Origin of the sequence: Acidithiobacillus ferriphilus (assembly GCF_028215975.1) — a bacterium.
GTDB lineage: Bacteria > Pseudomonadota > Gammaproteobacteria > Acidithiobacillales > Acidithiobacillaceae > Acidithiobacillus > Acidithiobacillus ferriphilus.
In genome coordinates this window covers 2,132,501-2,153,094 of sequence record NZ_CP116458.1, presented here as the reverse complement: position 1 = coordinate 2,153,094, position 20,594 = coordinate 2,132,501, and the positions used below count along the sequence as shown (strand labels likewise).

20 protein-coding genes (1 of these 20 cut by a window edge) are annotated in these 20,594 nt (G+C 60.0%); 14 read left to right on the top strand and 6 right to left on the bottom strand.

The window, feature by feature from the left end:
- The first annotated feature begins 73 nt into the window (after window positions 1–73).
- Genes PJU76_RS10770 through PJU76_RS10760 form a run of 3 tightly spaced genes read left to right on the top strand, consistent with a single transcriptional unit; the run spans window position 74 to window position 1,819 of the window.
- A complete protein-coding gene (locus PJU76_RS10770) occupies window positions 74–451 on the top strand; it encodes a DsrE/DsrF/DrsH-like family protein (RefSeq protein ID WP_215848863.1) in 378 nt (125 codons plus the stop codon).
- A gap of 7 nt (window positions 452–458) precedes the next feature.
- Window positions 459–1,007 (top strand): hypoxanthine-guanine phosphoribosyltransferase, encoded by a 549-nt coding sequence (locus PJU76_RS10765; protein ID WP_271779538.1) that lies wholly within the window; start codon window positions 459–461, stop codon window positions 1,005–1,007.
- Window positions 1,007–1,819: an S-methyl-5'-thioinosine phosphorylase gene (locus PJU76_RS10760; RefSeq protein ID WP_215861824.1), complete on the top strand. Its 813-nt coding sequence runs from the start codon at window positions 1,007–1,009 to the stop codon at window positions 1,817–1,819. Before PJU76_RS10765 ends, PJU76_RS10760 begins: the two co-directional genes overlap by 1 nt.
- Before the next feature lie 24 nt (window positions 1,820–1,843).
- Here the strand turns inward: PJU76_RS10760 and gorA are convergent, their stop codons facing one another.
- From gorA to mfd, 4 genes are all read right to left on the bottom strand, one after another.
- Entirely contained in the window at window positions 1,844–3,193 is a 1,350-nt protein-coding gene (gorA, locus tag PJU76_RS10755; RefSeq protein WP_271779537.1) for a glutathione-disulfide reductase, read from the bottom strand.
- A 58-nt stretch (window positions 3,194–3,251) separates the two neighbouring features.
- Window positions 3,252–4,001: a glutathione peroxidase gene (locus PJU76_RS10750; RefSeq protein WP_271779536.1), complete on the bottom strand. Its 750-nt coding sequence runs from the start codon at window positions 3,999–4,001 to the stop codon at window positions 3,252–3,254.
- Between the two features lie 92 nt (window positions 4,002–4,093).
- On the bottom strand, window positions 4,094–5,212 hold the full coding sequence (gene serB / locus PJU76_RS10745) for a phosphoserine phosphatase SerB (RefSeq protein WP_271779535.1): 1,119 nt from the start codon (window positions 5,210–5,212) through the stop codon (window positions 4,094–4,096).
- A 2-nt stretch (window positions 5,213–5,214) separates the two neighbouring features.
- Window positions 5,215–8,658: a transcription-repair coupling factor gene (mfd, locus tag PJU76_RS10740; protein ID WP_271779534.1), complete on the bottom strand. Its 3,444-nt coding sequence runs from the start codon at window positions 8,656–8,658 to the stop codon at window positions 5,215–5,217.
- Window positions 8,659–8,814: 156 nt separating this feature from the next.
- Between mfd and ispD the strand changes: the two genes are divergently transcribed.
- From ispD to PJU76_RS10720, 4 genes are all read left to right on the top strand, one after another.
- Window positions 8,815–9,528 carry a 2-C-methyl-D-erythritol 4-phosphate cytidylyltransferase gene (gene ispD, locus PJU76_RS10735; RefSeq protein WP_271779533.1) on the top strand — a complete coding sequence of 238 codons (714 nt, stop codon included), beginning with the start codon at window positions 8,815–8,817 and terminating at the stop codon, window positions 9,526–9,528.
- A 5-nt stretch (window positions 9,529–9,533) separates the two neighbouring features.
- The gene (gene ispF / locus PJU76_RS10730; protein ID WP_271779532.1) at window positions 9,534–10,013 is read left to right on the top strand and encodes a 2-C-methyl-D-erythritol 2,4-cyclodiphosphate synthase; all 480 of its coding nucleotides are present in this window, start codon (window positions 9,534–9,536) and stop codon (window positions 10,011–10,013) included.
- Window positions 10,006–11,094, top strand: coding sequence for a tRNA pseudouridine(13) synthase TruD (gene truD / locus PJU76_RS10725; protein WP_271779531.1), 1,089 nt, complete (start codon window positions 10,006–10,008; stop codon window positions 11,092–11,094). The genes ispF and truD overlap by 8 nt, the downstream gene beginning before the upstream one ends.
- 75 nt (window positions 11,095–11,169) lie before the next feature.
- Window positions 11,170–11,616, top strand: a complete 447-nt coding sequence (locus PJU76_RS10720) for a heavy metal-responsive transcriptional regulator (RefSeq protein ID WP_271779530.1) — start codon at window positions 11,170–11,172, stop codon at window positions 11,614–11,616.
- A 55-nt stretch (window positions 11,617–11,671) separates the two neighbouring features.
- Here the strand turns inward: PJU76_RS10720 and PJU76_RS10715 are convergent, their stop codons facing one another.
- Window positions 11,672–12,247, bottom strand: coding sequence for a Smr/MutS family protein (locus PJU76_RS10715; RefSeq protein WP_271779529.1), 576 nt, complete (start codon window positions 12,245–12,247; stop codon window positions 11,672–11,674).
- A gap of 4 nt (window positions 12,248–12,251) precedes the next feature.
- On the bottom strand, window positions 12,252–13,220 hold the full coding sequence (gene trxB, locus PJU76_RS10710; protein ID WP_271779528.1) for a thioredoxin-disulfide reductase: 969 nt from the start codon (window positions 13,218–13,220) through the stop codon (window positions 12,252–12,254).
- 262 nt (window positions 13,221–13,482) lie between these two features.
- Here trxB and PJU76_RS10705 point away from each other — a divergent pair, with 262 nt between their 5' ends.
- The 7 genes in view from PJU76_RS10705 to PJU76_RS10675 are tightly spaced (at most 29 nt apart) and all read left to right on the top strand, a layout consistent with a single transcriptional unit that may run on beyond the window.
- Entirely contained in the window at window positions 13,483–15,756 is a 2,274-nt protein-coding gene (locus PJU76_RS10705) for a DNA translocase FtsK (RefSeq protein WP_271779527.1), read from the top strand.
- Window positions 15,728–16,420: an outer membrane lipoprotein chaperone LolA gene (gene lolA, locus PJU76_RS10700; RefSeq protein ID WP_271779526.1), complete on the top strand. Its 693-nt coding sequence runs from the start codon at window positions 15,728–15,730 to the stop codon at window positions 16,418–16,420. The genes PJU76_RS10705 and lolA overlap by 29 nt, the downstream gene beginning before the upstream one ends.
- Before the next feature lie 18 nt (window positions 16,421–16,438).
- Window positions 16,439–17,512 (top strand): OmpP1/FadL family transporter, encoded by a 1,074-nt coding sequence (locus tag PJU76_RS10695; RefSeq protein WP_271779525.1) that lies wholly within the window; start codon window positions 16,439–16,441, stop codon window positions 17,510–17,512.
- 29 nt (window positions 17,513–17,541) lie between these two features.
- A complete protein-coding gene (locus PJU76_RS10690) occupies window positions 17,542–18,873 on the top strand; it encodes a replication-associated recombination protein A (protein WP_271779524.1) in 1,332 nt (443 codons plus the stop codon).
- On the top strand, window positions 18,866–20,131 hold the full coding sequence (gene serS / locus PJU76_RS10685; RefSeq protein WP_271779523.1) for a serine--tRNA ligase: 1,266 nt from the start codon (window positions 18,866–18,868) through the stop codon (window positions 20,129–20,131). Before PJU76_RS10690 ends, serS begins: the two co-directional genes overlap by 8 nt.
- A 4-nt stretch (window positions 20,132–20,135) precedes the next feature.
- Entirely contained in the window at window positions 20,136–20,369 is a 234-nt protein-coding gene (locus PJU76_RS10680) for a Rho-binding antiterminator (RefSeq protein ID WP_215848879.1), read from the top strand.
- A protein-coding gene (locus PJU76_RS10675) for a L,D-transpeptidase family protein (protein WP_271779522.1) crosses the window boundary here: on the top strand, window positions 20,366–20,594 show its 5' end (the start). Its footprint extends 815 nt past the window's final position; only the first 229 of its 1,044 coding nucleotides appear in the window; its start codon is at window positions 20,366–20,368; its stop codon lies beyond the right edge, outside the window. Before PJU76_RS10680 ends, PJU76_RS10675 begins: the two co-directional genes overlap by 4 nt.

The window sequence follows — 20,594 nt, the reverse complement described above, 5'->3', positions numbered from 1 at the left end:
ATCAATCATTTCATGGCGCGGCGTCGGCCTGCGGCGGTTATGATGGACGGGCCGATTTTTTTAGGAGATACGCATGGCTGATAAATTGTTGATGGTTATGGTGAACACCGATCCTTCCAACCCCCAGGAGTTGGGCGCGCCTTTCTTTCAGGCGACGGTGGCTGCGGCGATGGATTTTGAGGTGGAAGTTGTGCTGACCGCCCGCGCGGGCGAATTGGCCAAGAAGGGCGTTGCAGAAAAAATGTTCGTTATGCCGGGCAGCCCCAAGAGTGTCTATGACTTTATCAAGGATGCCCACGAGGCGGGCGTAAAGTTCTTTGTCTGCACCCCAACCCTTGAGTTGTGGGAATGCACCAAGGAAGACCTGATCCCCGAAATCCAGGATGTCGTCGGTGGTGCTTATGTCATTGAGCAGGCCATGGACGACAACGTGGTTACCTTTACCTACTAATGCCATTATGACACCTACCCACTTAGGGCCCGCTGAGCATCTGTTTAGTGCGGAAGAGGTGGAAGCGGCCATCCAGCGGATGGCCGTTGCCATTAATCAGGACTTCGAACATCTGACGCCGCGACGTCCGGTGGTGTTGCTTTGTGTGCTGACGGGTGCCGTGGTGGTGGTTGGTCAACTGATGCCTCACCTGCATTTCCCCCTGGTGCTCGACTGCGTACAAGTGAGTCGCTACGGTGCGGAAACCAGTGGTGGTAGTTTGCAGTGGCGCACACGGCCCAAAGAAAGCCTGGCGGGCGCGGTAGTGTTACTGGTGGATGATATCCTGGATGAGGGGATTACCCTGCAGGCTCTGCAGGAATACTGCGTGGCGGAAGGTGCCGCGGCTATTCATACGGCGGTAATGGTGCGAAAAAAGCGTCCGCGCACGGTAGAAGTGCAGGTGGATTATGTCGGACTGGAAGTGCCGGATCATTTTGTTTTTGGTTACGGACTGGACGCGCGTGGCTTGGGGCGTAATGCGCCGGGCATTTTTGTTTTGCTGGAGGACAATTGATGGGTGTGGTCGGCATTATCGGTGGCAGTGGCCTAACCCGTCTCAAGAATCTGCAGATTAACAACCGCCGGGTCATCCGTACCCCTTTTGGGGAGGCTTCCGGCCCCCTGACATTCGGTCAACTGGGCGGGCAGGAGGTTGTTTTCATCGCCCGCCATGGTTACGGCCATACCATTCCTCCGCATCGGGTCAATTATCGCGCTAATATCTGGGCACTCCACCATGTGGGGGTGACCCACGTTATTGCGGTGGCGGCGGTGGGCGGAATCTCTGCAGCTATGCGGTCAGGCGTTATTTGTCTGCCTGATCAGCTGATTGATTATACCAGCGGGCGCCCCAGTACCTTCTTTGAAGGAGGGGAGAGCATGGTGGTGCATATCGATTTTTCCGAGCCTTATTGCCCGAGAGTGCGTGAGCGTCTGCTTAAAGCCGCAGGAACTGCCGGCATTGCCGTGGTTGGCGGTGGTACCTATGCGGCTACTCAGGGGCCGCGTTTGGAGACCACGGCGGAAATCCGCCGCATTGAGCGGGATGGCGGAGATGTCGTGGGGATGACGGGCGCTCCAGAGGCGGTACTGGCACGGGAAATCGGACTATGCTACGCGCCTTTGTCGCTGGTGGTTAATTCGGCGGCGGGCAAGTCGGCAGAGCCTATTACCATGGAGGCCATCGACGCGGTCATGCACGAGGGGATGGAACGGGTGCGCAAGGTGTTGGAACAGGCCGTGCCACTGCTCGCGATTTGTCCCCTGTGCAGTTGTGGCACTGGGGTGGGGCCGGAAGCCCTCAAACGGTTACATGGCAAAAAGTAATCCCCGATGGCTGCACGGTGGTCATCAGCGCATGGTGACGAATTCTTCGGCGCCGGTGGGATGGATGGCGATGGTGTCATCAAAATCGCGCTTGGTGGCCCCCATACGTAGAGCCACCGCAAAGCCCTGAAGCATTTCATCCACGCTGTCGCCAATGGCGTGCAGTCCGACGATTTTTTCCTCCCGACCTACGGTAACCAGTTGCATCGCGGTTCTTTCCGGCTCCGCAGAAAAGGCGCGAACCAACGGGGTGAAGGTCGTTTGATATACCTTTACCGCTTCTTCACCATATTGCGCCTGGGCGGCTGCCGCACTGAGCCCGACCGTCGCGATGGGCGGATGACTAAAGATAACGGTGGGGACCAGATGGGCGTCGAGACGGCGCTCTGTCTGGGCATTGAAGAGGCGGTCGGCGAGGCGGCGCCCGGCGGCGATGGCTACGGGCGTGAGTGCCGGGCCGCTGGTCACATCGCCAACCGCGTAGATACCCGATGTTTCAGTATTCTGGAACGCATCTACGGTGATGAATCCCTGGGTGTCGGTGGTAATATTTGCCTGCTCCAAGCCGAGATCGGTGCTGTTGGGACGACGACCGATGGCCCAGATGATGGTTTCCAACCCACCAAGACAGTCCCCATCCTGGAAGTGCAGGCACAGGCCATCAGCACGTTTTTCCACTTCCCGGACCTGGCGTTGGGCAAGGAGGCTGATACCCTGATGGAGCATGGCATCCATGAGATTTTCACGGAGCATCGGTTCGAAATCGTTCAGGAAATGGTTGCGGCGCATGACCAGGGAAACGTCACTGCCGAGGGCATGAAGTACCCCGGCGAGCTCCACCGCGATGTAACCCGCACCCACTATGGCTACAGAGCGAGGCATTGTTTCCAGCGCGAAGAAACCGTCCGAGGTGATGCCTAGTTCCGCACCCGGAATGTCGGGCCAGACCGGCTGGCCACCGGTGGCGATCAAAATATGTGTCGCATTCAGGACTTCATCGCCGGCAGTGATTTGATGGGTGCCGGAGAAGCGGGCATGATTGCGGATGAGGGTGACGCCGTTACCGTCCAAACCTTGGGCATAACGGTCGTGCAGGCGTTCAATATATGCGTCGCGCTGCCGCTTCAGAGATTCCCAGTGAAATTGGGGTTGCAAGGCATCAAAGCCGTACTCTTCCGCCATTTTCATTTGTCCGGCAAGGTGTGCGGCGTTCCAGAAGATTTTTTTGGGAACACAACCCACATTCACGCAGGTGCCGCCCAGGGGACCGGCGGCTATCAGGGCGGTGCGCGCCCCGTAGCGGGCGGCACGGTTGGCCATGGCGATGCCGCCGCTGCCCCCACCGATAACAATGAGATCATAGGATTGTGTCATGGCATCTCGCTTTTGCTGGGTGTTGGTGAGGGTGGCCGTCCTCTCCGTGACATGTGTTTCAGCGGGGAAGAGAGCTGAAATATTTCTCCAGATCGTCGGCACCGCCGATGTGTTTGCCGCCGATAAAGACCTGGGGTACGGTGGAGTGTCCGCTCACAGCACGAATAGTCCGCGAACTGACGCCGGTTCCCATACCCGTTTTGATTTCTTCAAATGTCATATCGTGTGCCTTTAACAGTGCCTTGGCGCGGGCACAGTGCGGGCAGCCTTCGCGGGTGAAGACGGTGACGAATTCGGGGTCGCGTGCTTCAGGATTGATGTAGTGAAGCATGGTGTCTGCGTCGGAAACCTCAAAGGGGTCACCAGGCTTGTCGGGCTCGATAAACATTTTTTCGATCACGCCATTTTTCACCAGCATGGAGTAGCGCCAGGAACGTTTGCCAAAGCCCAGGTCGCTTTTGTCCACCAGCATACCCATGCCGTTGGTAAATTCTGCATTGCCATCGGGAATCAAATGGATGTTTTCGACGGCAAGTTCTTTGGCCCAGGCGTCCATGACGAAGGCGTCATTTACCGATATGCAGAGGATGTCATCAACACCGTTGGCGCGAAAAGTGGGCGCGAGCTCGTTGTAGCGCGGCAGATGGCTAGAGGAACAGGTCGGGGTATAGGCGCCGGGCAGTGAGAACACGATCACGGTCTTGTCCTTGAAAAGCTCGGCGCTGCTGACGTCGCGCCACTGATGGTTGGCGCGGGTGCGGAATATGGTCTGGGGGACGCTTTGGCCTTCTATACTGGTCAGTTTCATCTTAAGTCTCCTGTGGATGCTGCATAGGACCGATGGTAGACATAGTCTAAAACAAAATCAAGTATCAAATAACGGTTATCAGAGTGCGGATCTCAGATGTTGCCCCAGCCGAGATAGGTAGATGCTGTGTCGAGACCCCCATAGCGAATTTGAAAATCAGCCTGAGCGCGGACGACTGTTTTAGCGTGATAGGCAATGCCAACTCCAGCCTTGCGGATCATGGGCAGGTCATTGGCACCATCACCAATAGCGATGCAATGACTGGCATCGGTGCCCAGATTGAGGGCCAGCAGGTCGAGGAGGTCGGCCTTGGCGGCGGCATCGACGATGTCGCCGAGCACTTGGCCGGTGATTTGCCCGTCGATGATCTCCAGGGTATTGGCGAAGGCGTAGTCGAGGTCCAGCGTTTCTTGCAGGTGGCGGGTAAACTGGGTGAAGCCGCCGGATACGACACCGACTTCCACGCCTTGGGCCTTGGCCGCTGCCACCAGTTCACGGGCACCGGGGCTGAGCCGCAAGCGCTCACGGATGATGGTGTCGATGGTGCTCGCGGGTGTCCCGGCCAGCAGGCGCACTCGTTCGCGCAGGGAGGTTTGAAAATCCAGTTCGCCTGCCATGGAGCGTTCGGTGATGGCGGAGACCTGGCGCCTGAGACCAAGATGGTCGGCCATTTCATCAATGCATTCAATGTCGATCAAGGTCGAGTCCATATCGGCCAGCAATAATCGGAAATGACCCTTACCCCAGAGCGGTGTCACGGCAACATCCAGAAAGACGCCTTCCAGGGCTTCAATGAGACGGTGGTTGCTGGCGCCCAAGGGACCGCTGGGACCGTGCAGGACGATGGCCAGATCTTCTCCCTGACAATGGAGCACGCGACCCGGCATAAAGCTTTGCAGATGCAGGGTGGTCAGTGCCCGGCGCAGTGCCTCGGGCTGTGCCGCACCATGCAGCACCAGACGTACAGTACTGCTGGCGCTGCTCATAGGAGCCCAGATCACTTCTCGCTCCTGATGCAGGGCCTGGCGCGAGAGTTCGTCGAGGAAGGGGGCGATTTCGCCGACGGTGACCGGCAAATCCCAGCTTTGCAGCCAGCAGCCCCAGACTTCCTGGTGGCTTTCCACATCCGCCACCAGTTGGCCCATGCTGGCCGGCAGGCTCATGGGGCCGTGTGGAGCGGGACTGAGAATGGCGAGGCGCGTGCTGCTCATGGCTAAGTCCTTATTTGATCAATGAGTTGCAATAATTCCTGACAGCGCGCTTCGCCATCGGGCAGGTCGCGGCGAATGCGCAGGCGGTGCTCGCCGTCCAGTTGGTAGATGCTGTGGGGCTGCTGGATGAGCTGGATGATTTTTTCAGGAGCCACCTGATTTTCGGCGGCGAATTGCAGACGAGCACCAGCGGGGCCGGCATCGATCTGTTCGATGCCGATTTGGGTGGCCAGCAGCCGTAACTGGGTCTGACAGAGCAAGGTGCGGGTGGGCGCAGGAATGGGTCCGAAGCGGTCAATCATCTCCACCATGATTTCTCCGATCGCGGCATCGCTGCGCACATCGCTGAGGCGTTTATAGAATTGCAGACGCAGGTGTACATCCGGCAGGTAATCGTCGGGGATGAGCGCCGGGGTGTTGAGATGGATTTCCGGACTGCTGGCGCGTCGATCTTCGAGACTGTGGGGATCGCGTCCGGCACGGATGGCCTCTACCGCATCGTTCAGCCATTCCATGAAGAGGGTGAAGCCGATCTCATCCATGTGCCCACTCTGTTCTTCACCGAGCAGCTCACCAGCCCCGCGGATTTCCAGATCGTGGCTCGCCAGTGCGAAGCCGACACCAAGGTCCTCCAGAGACTGGATGGCGTCCAGACGGCGCCGGGCATCGTTGCTCATGGCGCGTGGGTCCGGGGTGAACAAATAAGCGTAGGCGCGCTGATGCGAGCGCCCCACCCGGCCACGCAACTGATGGAGCTGGGCGAGCCCGAATTTATCGGCACGATTGATGAGGATGGTGTTGGCGTGCGGATTGTCGATGCCGGATTCGATAATGGTGGTGCTGAGGAGTATGTCGAAGCGTTGGTGATAAAAATCCAGCATCACCGCTTCCAGCTCGCCCTCGGGCATCTGGCCATGGGCGACGCGCAGGCGCGCTTCCGGTAACAGGCGGCGCAGGGTGGTGGCCATGCGCTCGATGTCGCGCACTTCATTGTGTAAGAAGTACACTTGACCACCGCGATGCATTTCGCGCTGGCAGGCCTCAACCACTGTGGCGTCATCCCAGACCTGGACAAAGGTGCGCACTGGCTGGCGACGCTGGGGTGGGGTGGCGATGATGGATAAGTCGCGCAGACCGGCGAGGGAGAGATTCAGGGTGCGGGGAATCGGCGTGGCGGTCAGGGTGAGAATATCCACCTCGGCGCGCAGGGCCTTGATTCGTTCCTTTTGACGTACGCCGAAGCGGTGCTCTTCGTCGAGAATCAGCAGGCCCAGATCGTGGAAGGCGACATCCTTTTGCAGCAAACGATGGGTGCCGATGAGGATATTCACCTCCCCGGCGGCCACGGCGGCGAGCACCTGCTTGTGCGCGTTGGCGCCCTGGAAACGGGAGAGCACTTCCACGCGCAGGGGCAGTCCGGCACAGCGATCCTGAAAATTTTTGTAATGCTGCTGGGCGAGGAGGGTGGTGGGTACCAGCACCGCCACCTGTGTACCGCCGTGCGCCGCCAGGAAAGCCGCGCGGAGTGCCACCTCTGTTTTGCCGAAGCCCACATCGCCGCAGACCAGGCGATCCATGGGGTGGGGACTGGTCATGTCGCTAATGACGGCGTCGATGGCCTGCTGCTGATCCGGAGTTTCCTCAAAGGGAAAGCGGGACACGAATTCCCAGTAGGCGTCGTCCGGGGCGGGAAAAGCCCGCCCGGCGCGCGCCGCGCGCCGGGCATAGATATCCAGCAGCTCGGTGGCGGCATCAATCGCCTTCTGCCGCGCCTTGGCTTTTGCCTTTTCCCAGTGATTGCTGCCCAGACGGGAGAGCACCGGCTCCGTTGCACCGTTACCCACGTAACGGGTGATACGATCCAGATGATCCGCCGGGACGTAGACGAGATCGCCGTTGGCGTACTCCAGGATCACGTATTCGTTGATGTCGCCCTGTGCCGCAAAGGGCGTGGCCAGACCCTGAAAACGGCCGATGCCATATTCTTCGTGGGTGACAGGGTCATTCGACTGTAAATCGCCGAGATCACGGACCAGACCCTCGATGCTACGCTGTCGGGTATGGGCGCTGCGCCGTTGGACAAAGACGCGGTCGCCGAAAATCTGCGCCTCGGAGATCAGCGCCAGTCTGACCAGGCCATTTTCCTTGATGAGCAGGCCGCGTTCCAGGGGCGCCACGGTGATGGCGATCCGTTCTGTGCCAGCCAGGAACTCCGGCCAGTCATGGACACGGACAGGAAGCAGCCCCGCTTTGCCGAGGCGTTCTGAGAGAGCCTCCTGACGGCCTGGCGATTCCGCCGCGAGAATGATCCGGCCCTCTGTGGGCAGGTGGCGCAGAAAAACGTCGAGCGCGGCCAATGGCGCTTCCGGTGTGCCGTGCAGATCAGGTAGGGGGGCTGTCAGTAGACGCTCTCCGTCGCCTTCCGTTTGACCATGCACCAGCGCACGACCACGCAGGATGTCTTCCCATTCACCGGGGGTTAAGAGGAGCTCGTCGGGGGATAGTATGGGATAAGCCGTGTCGTGGGCCCGCTCCTCATGCCGCTCCTGCCAGTCCTGGCGAATGTGCCGGGCGGATGTCTCCAGGCCGGGGGGTAGAAAAACGACACCATCTTTGGCGAAGTGCATGAGCAGATGGCTGCTCTGGGGGAAAAATAACGGGAGATAATGCTCAGCCCCTTGGGGGACCTGTCCGCGGTTGGCTGTCCGATAAATCTCGGCACGCTGTGGATCACCGCTGAAGCGGGCGCGGAACTGGCTGCGAAATTCCTGTAGTGCGGCAGCGTCCACCGGTACCTCCCGCGCCGGGAGCAGAGAGACTCGCTCGACTTTTTGCTGGGTACGCTGAGTTTCCGGATCGAAGGCACGGATGCTTTCTACCACGGTATCGAAGAGTTCAATGCGGTAGGGTAGGGCGCTGCCACTGGGAAAGAGATCGATGATTCCGCCGCGCCAGGCCAATTCGCCAGCTTCCGAGACTTCACTGACATTGTGATAGCCAGCATCGATCAGGCGTTGACGAAAACCTTCCGGATTCAGGTGGTCACCCACGGCGAGGACAAAAGCGTGCTGGTCGAGAAAACTACGCGGTGGCAGATGTTGCAGGACGGCGGACAGGGGAGCGAGGCAAACGCCACGCCAGTTCGGCAGAGCGGCAAGGGTGGCCAGCCGGGTGGCTGTGGCATCGGGCGGCGGCGCCAGGCGATCATAGGGCAGAATTTCGCGGTCCGGGAAAATCAGCGGCGCTGGCAAGTCTGGTGCGAAAAAGCGCCATTCGCGCTGCCATTCCTCCACGTCGCGGGCGTTCGGCAGCAAAATCAGCAGCGGACGCTGCCACTGGCGTGCCATCTGCGCCGCCAGCCAGCTATCCGCGGCACCGTAGAGTTGACTAAATGCGCGTGCCGCCCCGGCGCGCGGCGGGGTGCCGAGAAAAAGACTTCGATCCAAGAATATCTGATCTTATGTGGGGACTCTGAAGGGCTATAGTGTAAAGGGGCGCTGTGGAAACTGCAAAAAAGCGGCGTCGCTTTCTTGCACCCCCCCTAAAGACTGCGGATACTTCGGGTTTGCAGTTTTGGTCCATAATGTTCGGGGGAGGGTTATATGGAGCGCGTCTGGGTGGTGATCCCGGCGGGAGGGCGGGGACAGCGGTTTGGGGCGGAGCAGGCCAAGCAGTACGTGCTGCTGCGCGGCCGTCCCGTCATTGCCCATACCCTGGCGGCCTTTTTTCGGGAGCCGCGTGTCGCGGGCATTCAGTTGGTTCTGCCGGGCGAGGATATTGCGACTGGAGGCTGGCGGGAGTTGCTGGGACCCATGCAGGAGCCGTTCCTGTCCCCTGTCGCCGGCGGTGCTCGGCGTGCGGATTCGGTGCGCCTCGGTCTGGAGGCGCTGCTGCGGCAGGGGGCAGCGGTGTCCGACTGGGTGCTGGTGCATGACGCCGCCCGGCCCTGTCTGCGTCGCGAAGACCTGTTACTCTTGCTCGACAGCCTGGCGGATTCGCCCCAAGGTGCGCTTCTCGCCGTACCACTTGCCGATACACTGAAGCGCGCTGAGAATACTCACTCCGTGGGCACCGTAGATCGTGAGGGGCTGTGGCGTGCTCTCACACCCCAGGCCTTTCCCCTCGGCGCCCTGCTGGCTGCCCTGGACGCAGCGTGCGAGCAGAATCTGCAGATTACCGATGAGGCCTCGGCGATGGAATGGCGGGGTTGGCGCCCCCGTTTGATTCATGGGCATGGTGACAATATCAAAGTCACCCTGCGGGATGATCTCGTGCTGGCTGCCGCCGTTCTTGCGGCTCGTGATGAAGAAGGATAACCCCCATGCAACTGCGTATTGGTCATGGCTTTGACGTGCATGCGTTGGTGACGGGTAGACCCCTTGTTCTCGGCGGTGTGACGATCCCCTACAAATTCGGCCTGGCCGGCCACTCCGATGCCGATGTGCTCCTTCACGCCATCTGCGATGCCCTGTTGGGGGCGGCTGCCCTGGGCGACATCGGTCGCCATTTCCCCGACACCGACGTCCGTTTCGCGGGCGCGGATTCCCGGCTCCTGCTCCGGCATTGTCACCAGTTGGTTCAGGGGCAAGGTTTTTCGGTGGGTAATGTGGACGCGACCATTGTCTGTCAGCGTCCCAAATTGGCAGCTCACATCCCGCAGATGTGCGCCTATATTGCTGCCGACCTCGCCGTGGAGCTTGATGCGATCAACATCAAAGCGACCACCACCGAGCAATTGGGCTACACCGGTCGGGGTGAAGGCATTGCCGCCCATGCCGTCGTTCTGATTCAACATGCCTGAAAGTCCGCCGCGCATCTATCCCGCAGAGGGCGGCCTGCTCGGCGCCGAATTGCGACAGACTCCGGAAGACTTTCAGGTCACGGAACTGCTGCCCTTTACCGCATCTGGTTCAGGCGCCCATCACTGGCTGGTGGTGGAGAAGCGCGGCCTCAATACCCAGGATGTGGCCAACCGCCTGGCGCACTGTGCGGGGGTGGCGGTGCGCGATGTGGGCTTTGCCGGTCTCAAGGATCGCCATGCCATTACCCGGCAGAGTTTTACGGTGCCGGCCATGCCGGGGCCCGATCCGGACTGGGCTAGCCTGGAAGATGGCAGCCTGCATTTTCAGCAAATCAGCCGCCATGACCGTAAATTGCGTCGAGGCGTATTGCGTGGTAATCACTTCCGGCTCGTTTTGCGTGCTACCACGGGAGCGCGCAGTCTCTGGGACGCTCGCCTGCAAAGTCTCATGAAGGAGGGGTTCCCCAACTATTTCGGTGCTCAGCGTTTCGGGCATCGTAATCTGCAGGAAGCCGCGCGACTGCTATCTGGGCAGCCGATGCGGATAGACCGCCATCGGCGTGGCCTGCTCTGGTCCGCCGCCCGCTCTGCTCTGTTCAACCTGGTCCTCGCTGAACGGGTGCGGCAAGCGAACTGGGCGCAGATTTTGCCGGGCGAGATCGTGCAACTGGTGGGCTCGCACAGCATTTTCTTGGCGGCAGACGACGATCTGTCTGATTTGCAGGCGCGCGCCACCGACTGGGACCTGCATCCCACCGGCCCTTTACCGGGTCGCGGTGGGTTGGCACCGACTGCCGCCGCCATTGCGCTAGAGAACTCAGCCCTGAGTGCCGGGCCCATCATCGCTGGTGCGGGAGACGATGGGCTGCGCTGGGCACAACGCCTTGCGGAACAAGGTCTGGATGCCGCCCGGCGGCCCCTGCGCGCGCGTCCCGAGACCCTGACCAGCGACTGGCAGGATGCGCAGACCCTTGTCCTGAGTTTTTTTCTCCCCGCCGGAGTCTTTGCCACGAGCTGTGTGGAGGGTCTTTTCGGCCAGGAAATGGCTGGTGTACGGCGGTTGGACACTGGTGTTGACTAGGTGCTTTACAATGGACACTATAGCTTAAGCGTACAGTGTACGCTTAAAAGCGCCATTTAAGCGGATGGACATATAATGCAACCCCCAGTGACTATTGGTCGTTTGGCGCGTGAAGCCGGGCTCGCCGCGGAGACTTTGCGCTATTACGAGCGGATTGGACTCATCCGGCCGGTGCAGCGGACCCGGTCCAACTATCGCCTGTACGATGCTGAGGCGGAATCCCGTCTGCGTTTTATCCGGCGTGCGCAGAATCTCGGCTTTTCTCTGGCAGAGGTGAAGGAGTTGCTGGATATCGGTAGTCGTGTCGAGAATGATATGGGTGAGGTCAAAGCCCTTATCGCGCAAAAGATTGCCGAAATTGATTACAAAATCGCCGACTTGCAACGGATGCGCACAGCCCTTGCGCAGCAGGCTGAGTGCTGTCCCGGTCACGGTTCTGTTGCAAACTGCCCAATCCTGGCCTCTCTGGCGAGTGCGGAAGGTGCCGTGCCTGTTCGGGAGCGCTGGGAGCGGCGGGAATGATAGCCAGCCGCCCTACAACGTGGCGCAGATCTGAGCGCGCTTCGTGGCTTGGTGCTTATCTTCGACGCGGCCAGCCCAGCAGAACACGCAATGCACCGCTGCCCCCTTCTTCCGGGCGCGCCTGAGCAAAGGCCAGCACCTCCTGGCGACGCATCAGCCAGCCGCCCACCAGTCTTTTCAGGACGGGAACACGACCAGGGGATCCCAGTCCCTTGCCATGGATGACGCAAATGCACGTCCAGCGCCATTGCCGCGCTTCCCGCAAAAATGTCGCCAGTTCAGTGCGTGCCTCTTCTACGGTACAGCCATGCAGATCGAGCCGCTCCTGAATCCGGAACCGTCCCCGGCGCAAGTCCCGTAGCAGCGCCGGAGATAAGCCGGACCGCAAATAGAGCCATTCGTCTCCGGATTCCAAGACTTCATCGCCGTTCAGACCGTGGTCCAGTACTTCGAGAACGGCCAGATCATCCCGCTGCCGCTGCCGCGGCAAGGGCGGTGGTGGTACAGGACGTGGGGGAGGCGGCGGCGCTGGCAGGGGCCGGACATCAGCCACCGCCCGCAGAAAGCAATCTGCTTCTTCTGCATCGGTCACCGGCTCTTGCTTCTCCGGCACATGTGGCCGCCGCCCCATGTGCTTAGTCCTCTTGCTGCTCCAGCCAACGCTCTGCGTCCAGCGCCGCCATGCAACCGCTACCCGCGCTGGTTACCGCTTGGCGATAGACATAGTCCTGCACGTCGCCCGCCGCAAACACACCGGCAATGCTGGTGGCTGTTGCCATGCCATCGCGCCCGCCGCGAGTAACCAGGTAGCCCGCTTCGTCCATTTTCAGTTGTCCCTTGAAAAGGCTGGTATTGGGTTGGTGGCCGATGGCAATGAACACCCCCGTCAGCGTCAGGTCCTGGGTGCTGCCGTTTTCTACATGCTTAATCCGCAAGCCGGTGACCCCGGAGTTGTCACCCAGCACCTCGTCCACAGAGTGATCCCAGATAATGGTGACATTTTCCTTGCTCATGAGCTTGTCCTGCAGGATTTTTTCGGCGCGGAACCGGTTACGACGGTGGATGACCGTTACATGCTCGGCGATATTGCTGAGATAGAGGGCTTCTTCTACCGCAGTATTGCCGCCACCGACTACGGCGACCGCCTGCCCGCGATAGAAAAACCCATCGCAGGTCGCACAGGCGGAGACACCCTTGCCTCGAAACTGGTCTTCACTGGGCAAACCCAGGTACTTGGCAGAAGCGCCGGTAGCGAGAATCAGTGCGTCACAGGTATAACAATGCTGGTCTCCGCTGAGGCGAAAGGGTCGTTGACTCAGGTCAGCGGTATGAATGTGGTCAAATAGAACCTCGGTATCAAAGCGGCGTGCCTGTTTTTCCAGTTCCTGCATGAGTTCCGGGCCCATGATACCGTCTGCCGCACCGGGCCAGTTATCCACGTCCGTGGTCGTCATCAGTTGGCCACCGGGCTCCATGCCTTGTACCAGTATGGGGTTCAGATTGGCGCGCGCAGCGTAAATAGCAGCTGTATAACCACCGGGGCCGGAGCCCAGGATGAGTAAACGGCAATGTTTTTCATCGATGACACTTTTCGGATCGCTCATGGGTACCTCGCTGCCAGAAGGGAACGGTATCGGACGGGTTGCGCACAGCACGAACCCGCCCGGACTTATGCGAAACTGCTAGCGAAAAGTCTAACATCATTTCCACGCTGTCGTCCCTGCCTCCCGTCCTGATGTGATATTCGGATGGCACGAAATAAGCGCCTGCATCTGAACCATTAGAAGCCGCTAACAATAGCATTTCTTTGCCTTTCTTTCCCGGCATCTCCTTGACACCCGTGCAGGGGTCGTTTAGCGTGCCGATATGAGCTCCACTGCCCGTAATGTGTCCCGAGGCTCCCGACCTGCCCCTGCAAAGCCGGTTCAACTGTCGCGTGTCAAACCGTGGCGCCGCGAGGCGCTGCTGCTGATGATGATCGCGGTGGCAGCCTTCATGGCAATGTCCGTGCTCAGTTTTCACCCCTCCGATCCCAGCTGGTTTAGTAGTGGCAAGGGTGCCCAGGTGCACAATTGGGGTGGTGAGGCTGGCGCCTATCTCGCTGATTTTTTGGTGCAGATTTTTGGCATGATCGCCTGGCTCCTCCCTGTGATGCTGGGCGTGTGGGCTTGGCAGCTATGGCGATGTTGGTTCCGTCAGCATCCGGGACGCTGGGCGGCCCCTTTGGGCGCTGTTGCCATCGCGCTGGGTCTGACCAGTTTTCTCGCGCTGACTTGGCCCGCGGAGTGGTGGCCCATTGTCGGAGACGGCGCGGGTGGTATCATCGGGCAGGAAATCAGTGTCCATACCCAGCCTTTTATCGGCGTGGGTGGTAGTATATTGCTCTTTCTGCTGCTGTTCGTTCTCGGTGTGTTTCTGCTCACTGGCCTGGGACCACGCGCGATGGTGGCGCATATCCGCGCTCTGCACCTCTCTTTGCCACGACCACACCTGCGTTGGCCTTTGCGGCGACGGGTGGTCGCCCAAGAAACGGCCCCTGTGCTGATCACGACGCTGGCGCCTGCCATGCAAAAAAAATCTCCGGCAGCAGCGCCGACTCAGGCCGTCGTTAAAGGCAGTCGCCAGTTACCATTGCCCGCACCCGTAGGGCCACCGCGTGCTGATGGTCTTCCCGATCTTGCCCTGCTCGATTCGGCAGATGCGGAAGACCCCGGTTCCCGGTTGCAACCCGAAGTGCTGGCGCAGCAGTCGCGCATGCTGGAAGAAAAGCTGGCCGACTTCGGGGTGCAGACAACCGTGGTGGCGGCCCATCCCGGACCAGTGATTACCCGTTTTGAAATAGAGCCGGCACCGGGGGTCAAAGTCAGTCAGATCGCCGGCCTCAGTAAAGACCTTTCGCGTGTGCTGGCGGCGCGGGTGCGTGTGGTGGAAGCCATTCCCGGTAAGGCCACCATGGGCATCGAAGTGCCGAACCTCAAGCGGCGCACGGTGCGTCTCTCCGAGGTGCTTTCCAGTCACAGTTTTACCCAGAGCAAAAGCCATCTAACGCTGGCACTGGGACAGGATATCGGCGGTCAGCCGGTGTCCGCCGATCTGGCGAAGATGCCCCATCTGCTGGTGGCCGGAACCACCGGCGCCGGCAAGTCTGTGGGCGTCAATGCCATGATTCTCAGCATTCTCTTTAAGGCGACTGCTGACGACGTTCGCCTGATTATGGTGGACCCCAAGATGTTGGAGTTGTCCATCTATGAGGGCATCCCCCATCTGCTGGCGCCGGTGGTAACGGATATGAAGGAGGCCGCGAACGCCTTGCGCTGGTGCGTGGCGGAGATGGAACGGCGTTATAAGCTCATGGCCTTTGCCGGAGTGCGCAACCTGGCCGGATATAATCAGAAAGTGCGGGAAGCGGCAGCTTCGGGACATCCCCTGCCGGGTCCGGATAAAGATATGGATGGCGAGCCCGTCGCGCTGAGCGCGCTGCCTGCTATCGTGGTGATCATTGATGAGTTCGCGGACCTGATGATGGTGGTCGGTAAACAGGTGGAAACCTTGATCACCCGCCTGGCCCAGAAAGCGCGCGCTGCCGGTCTGCACCTCATTATGGCGACCCAGCGCCCTTCGGTGGATGTAATCACCGGACTGATCAAGGCCAACGTCCCCACCCGCATTGCCTTTCAGGTTTCGTCGCGTATCGACTCGCGTACCATTCTCGATCAGATGGGGGCGGAGACCTTGCTGGGCCAGGGCGACATGCTCTATCTGCCGCCCGGCTCCGGTTACCCGTTGCGGGTGCATGGGGCCTTTGTCAGCGATGAGGAGGTTCATCGCGTGGTGGAGTCACTGCGTCAATTGGGCGCGCCACAATACGACGAGCGTATTGTGCAGGGTAATGAGAGTGGCGATGGCGAGGGCATGAACGGAGAAGGCGGGGAAGATGCCGATCCCCTCTATGATCAGGCGGTGGCCATTGTTACCAGCAGTCGCAAAGCGAGCATCTCTTACGTGCAGCGGCAACTCAAGGTGGGTTATAATCGGGCCGCCCGCATGATCGAAGAGATGGAGCGGGTTGGTGTGGTCGGTCCCTTGCAAAGTAATGGGAGCAGAGAAATCTATGCAGCAGCACCGCCCGGTCGGGACTGACCATTTGCACTTTATGCGCGACCCATTACCGGCCTCACGTTTGGCTCGCTGGTTTTGGGTGCCGCTGCTGATTTTGGGCGGTGTCCAGTACGCGGCCGCTGCCACGGGCCTGGCGATGTTGCAGGATTTTTTCCAGAAAACCCACACCATCACGGCCCAGTTCAGTCAGGAGGTGGCCAACCATGACGGCCAGATCGTCAAGCGTGCCAGTGGCAAGCTGTGGATTTCCCGCCCCGGCAAATTCCGCTGGGACTATAGCGGCAACAACGGGCAAACCATTGTATCCAACGGTGAGAAGGTTTGGCTCTACGAACCCGCTCTGGAGCAGGCCACGGTACAGCCTCTCGGCAAAGCCCTCGGATCGACCCCTGCGGCGCTGATCGCTGGCAACGATGACCTCGGTCGGCGCTTCAAGATCACTGACCTGGGTCAAAAAGACGGTCTTCACTGGCTCCTGCTCCATCCCAAAACGGGTCAGGATCAAGGCTTCACGGCTCTGCGCATGGGTTTTGACGCGCAGGGCGCACTGCGCCAGATGCGCATGGAAGATGCGTTTCAGCAACAGACGGTCCTCCGCTTTGCACATATTAAAATCAATCACCCCATTTCGGCGCAGGAGTTTCAGTTCACTCCGCCAGTCGGTGTGGATGTTCTCTCGCAATAATTTTTTCTGGAGTACTGCATGTCGGCTTTGAAGACCCGCCTCGCCCTCGTTACCCTCGGCCTGTTAGTGGCTGCGCAATCCCATGCCGCAGGTTTTGCCGCGCCGACCTCCGTGGTGGGGCTTTCGGAAGCAGGCGCCACGGTAGCCGATGGCGGACCCGTCAGCAGCTTTGCCGACAATCCTGCGGACATGGTCTTCTTCCCGGGTACCCGGGTGGGCCTGGATATTCTCGCGATGCGCCCTGCTTACAAAGTGGATAACAGCAATGTTACTTACGACGCCAGCAGCAATCTGCAGATTTTGCCCAATCTCTTTGTGACCCATCGTTTTAATGACCTCCCGCTGGCGGCCGGCCTCGGCATCACTTCGCCCTTCAGCACCAACAGCAGCTGGCCTGCCGGGACTTTTCCCACACAATCCCTGCCGCTGAAAAATGACCTGCGGATCATCGATGTGAATCCGGGTGTTGCCTATTTGCTGCTGCCCAATCTGAGTGTTGGGGTGGGTCTGGATTATTACCAGACCCTCAGTGCAACCTTTGGCCCTAACTCCGGCAATGGTGGAGGTGTCGGCGGTAACGTCGGGCTTTTCTACACCACGGAGCGCTTCAATGCGGGACTCAGTTACCGCTCGGCGGCCAGTATTTCTTCAGGCGGCGGCAGTATTGGCCTCCCCAGTCGCGTGCAGGCGGGTGTCCGCTATCGCTTCACTCCGCGCTTTGCCACCGAACTGGATGTGGACTGGAATGACTGGAGTAACGCCAGGTTACCCGGTTATGGCAGCCTCGGCTGGAAATCCGCCATGGCCTATCGTATCGGGCTCAGCTATCACCTGAACCAGGATCTTGAGTTCCGCGGTGGGCTCGCCCACGAGGGCAGTCCCACCAGTGGTTCCAGCATGCAGGCAGCGGTACCCACGGCCAGTAGTAATCTGGCCTCTTTGGGCGTCGGTATAGGGTTGGGGCCGTGGCATTATGATTTGGGTGTCTCTTATGCTATTTCCGGTAATACCTCTTCGTATAACCAACAATTTCCCGGCACCTACAAAGCCAGCGCCCTCAACTTTGGCGCCGCCATTTCCCGGGACTTTTAAGGGATAGGCTTGCTTGAGTCGAATGCCCCATGGCAGCATTGCCCGGTAGCGACCCTCGCCCACTGGCGGCCCGTATGCGTCCCCAGACGCTGGGCGCCTATGTCGGGCAGAATCATCTGCTTGGCAAGGACGGCCCGTTGCGGGCCATGGTGCAGACCGGGCATCTGCACTCCATGATTCTCTGGGGTCCGCCGGGCAGTGGCAAAACCACCTTGGCGCAACTCCTCGCCCATGCCGCTGGCCAGCACTTCCAGATTCTGTCTGCCGTCAACAGCGGAGTACGGGAAATCCGCGCCGCCGTCACCAGCGCCGAGGCCGCCCAGTCTCTGGGCCAGGGCACGGTCCTCTTCATCGATGAAATCCATCGCTTCAACAAAAGCCAACAGGATGCCCTGCTGCCCCATGTGGAAGAAGGTGTCGTGACCCTCATCGGCGCAACGACGGAAAACCCCAGCTTCGCCCTGGTCAACGCCCTGCTGTCCCGGGCACGCGTCTATGTGCTCAAAGCGCTGACTGGTGAAGAACTCGGCACGGTGCTCGATCACGCCCTTGCTGATGGTGTGCTCGGTCTGGGTAATCTGGCGATAGAGATGTCCCCGGAAGTACGCAAGGGTTTGCTGACCGCCGCCGACGGCGATGCCCGTCGTCTCCTCAATCTGCTGGACCTCGCGGTACAACTGGCCCCGGTGCAGGCGGGTAACACACAGATCACTGCCGAAATCGTCGCCGCGGCCAGCGGTCAATCCTGGCGACGCTTCGACAAGGGCGGTGAAGCCTTTTACGACGAAATCTCCGCTTTTCACAAGTCTCTGCGCGGTTCCGACCCCGATGCGGCGCTCTACTGGCTGGCGCGAATGCTCGATGGGGGCGCCGATCCCTTGTATCTCGCCCGCCGTCTGGTGCGCATGGCTTCTGAAGATATCGGCCTCGCTGACCCGCGGGCTATGGATATGGCCCTCGCCGCCAAGGAGACCTACGCTTTTCTCGGTTCGCCCGAGGGAGAACTGGCCCTCGCGCAAGCCACGGTCTACCTCGCAAGCTGCCCTAAAAGTAACCGCGTCTACGATGCCTGGAATGCTGTGCGCACCGCCGTCAAGGCGGGTGGTACTGCGGAGGTGCCTCTCCATCTGCGCAACGCGCCCACGAAACTGCTCAAAACACTGGATTATGGCAAGGAATATCAATACGATCACGACTATCCCGACGCCATCGCCCCGGAGCAGCATTATTTGCCCCCCGGCCTGCGTCAGACCCGTTTTTATGACCCCAGCGACCGCGGTCTGGAAGCCCGTATCCAAGAACGTCTACGCTGGATAAATGCCCATCGTCAATCTGTCCGAGAGAAAAAACCCCATGCTTGATCCCAGCTTGCTGCGCAGCGCACCAGAAAAAGTAGCCGCAGGCCTCGCCCGCCGTCACTTTACTCTGGATGTGACGGCCCTGAGCACCCTCGATCAGCAGCGCAAAACCCTGCAGATTCAGCTCGAAGAAGTGCGCAACGCCCGTAATGAAGCCTCCAGACAGGTCGGTCAGGCGCGCCGTCAGGGGCTCGATACCAGCGCGATGCAGACTGCGGCGGCGCAGCACGGCGAAGAGATCAGGACCCTGGAGCAATCTCTGGAAAGCATCCTTGCCGAATGGGAGAAGCTGACCAGCAATCTGCCCAATATCCCGCAGGATTCAGTGCCCGATGGCCGCGATGAAAGTGACAATGTGGTGTTGCGTCACTGGGGCACACCCCGCGCCTTCGATTTTCCTCCTCGCGACCATGTCGATCTGGGTGAGGACTTGGGTATTATTGATTTCGCGGCGGGCGCCCGCCTCGCTGGCGCCCGTTTTGCGGTGTTGCGTGGCCTCGGTGCCCGTCTTGAGCGCGCCCTGACGCAATTCATGCTGGATTTGCATACGACGGAACACGGCTACTGCGAAATTGCGCCGCCCTTTCTCGCCAACGCTGACTCCCTCTTCGGCACTGGGCAGCTCCCCAAATTCGAAGAAGACCTTTTCGCTTTGAGGGACGACCCCTATTACCTGATCCCCACTGCCGAAGTGCCGCTTACCAATCTTCTGCGCGGTGAGATTGTCGGTACCCTGCCGCAACGCTTCTGTGCTTACACCCCTTGTTTTCGGCGCGAAGCGGGGGCTTATGGGCGCGACACCCGTGGCATGATCCGCCAGCATCAGTTCGACAAGGTGGAGTTGGTGCAGATCGTCCGTCCCGAGGATTCCTGCCGGGCCCACGAAGCACTCACCGCCCATGCCGAAAAGGTATTGCAACTTCTGGAGCTGCCCTATCGGGTGATGGCCCTCTGCGCGGGGGATTTGGGTTTCAGCGCTGCCAAGACCTATGACCTCGAAGTCTGGCTGCCGGGCCAGAATCAGTACCGGGAAATCAGCTCCTGCAGCAATTTCGAAAGCTTCCAGGCGCGTCGCCTGCGGTTACGCTACCGCGCAGAAGACGGCAAGCCGCAACTCGCCCATACTCTCAATGGTTCTGGCCTCGCTATTGGCCGCACCCTGGTTGCCCTTCTGGAAAACCATCAGCGCGCCGATGGATGTATCGAAATTCCTACCGCCTTGCGTCCCTACCTCGGCGGGTTGGACGTCGTTAAGGCCTGAACCCGTGCACTCGACCTGCGAACCAGTGAGTTGCGCACTGCACAGCGCTTTAGAACTGGCCGCGATGCAGCGTCGTTCACTGCGTTTGCGTTTGGCGGATGGCACGTGGCAAATCGGCATTATTCTCGACGTCTGGACCGCGCAGGGCAGGGAATGGTTGCGTCTGCGTCAGGCCGACGGTGATGTCGAGATTGATCTTACCCATATTCAACAAGTCCAGGAAAATACTGCACCATGAAATATCCCATTATCCCCAGTCTCCTTGCCGGTTGTTCGATGCTGCTTTCCAGCTCTGCCTTTGCCGCGGAGTTTCCCCTGCCCGCGGCCGGCAGCAACATGGTCGGACAGATTCAGGTGGTGATCGCCCGGCATCAGGATACGCTGCTCGATATCGCCCGCCACTACGATCTTGGCTATAACGAAATCCGCGCTGCGAACCCTGGCGTCGATCCATGGCTTCCCG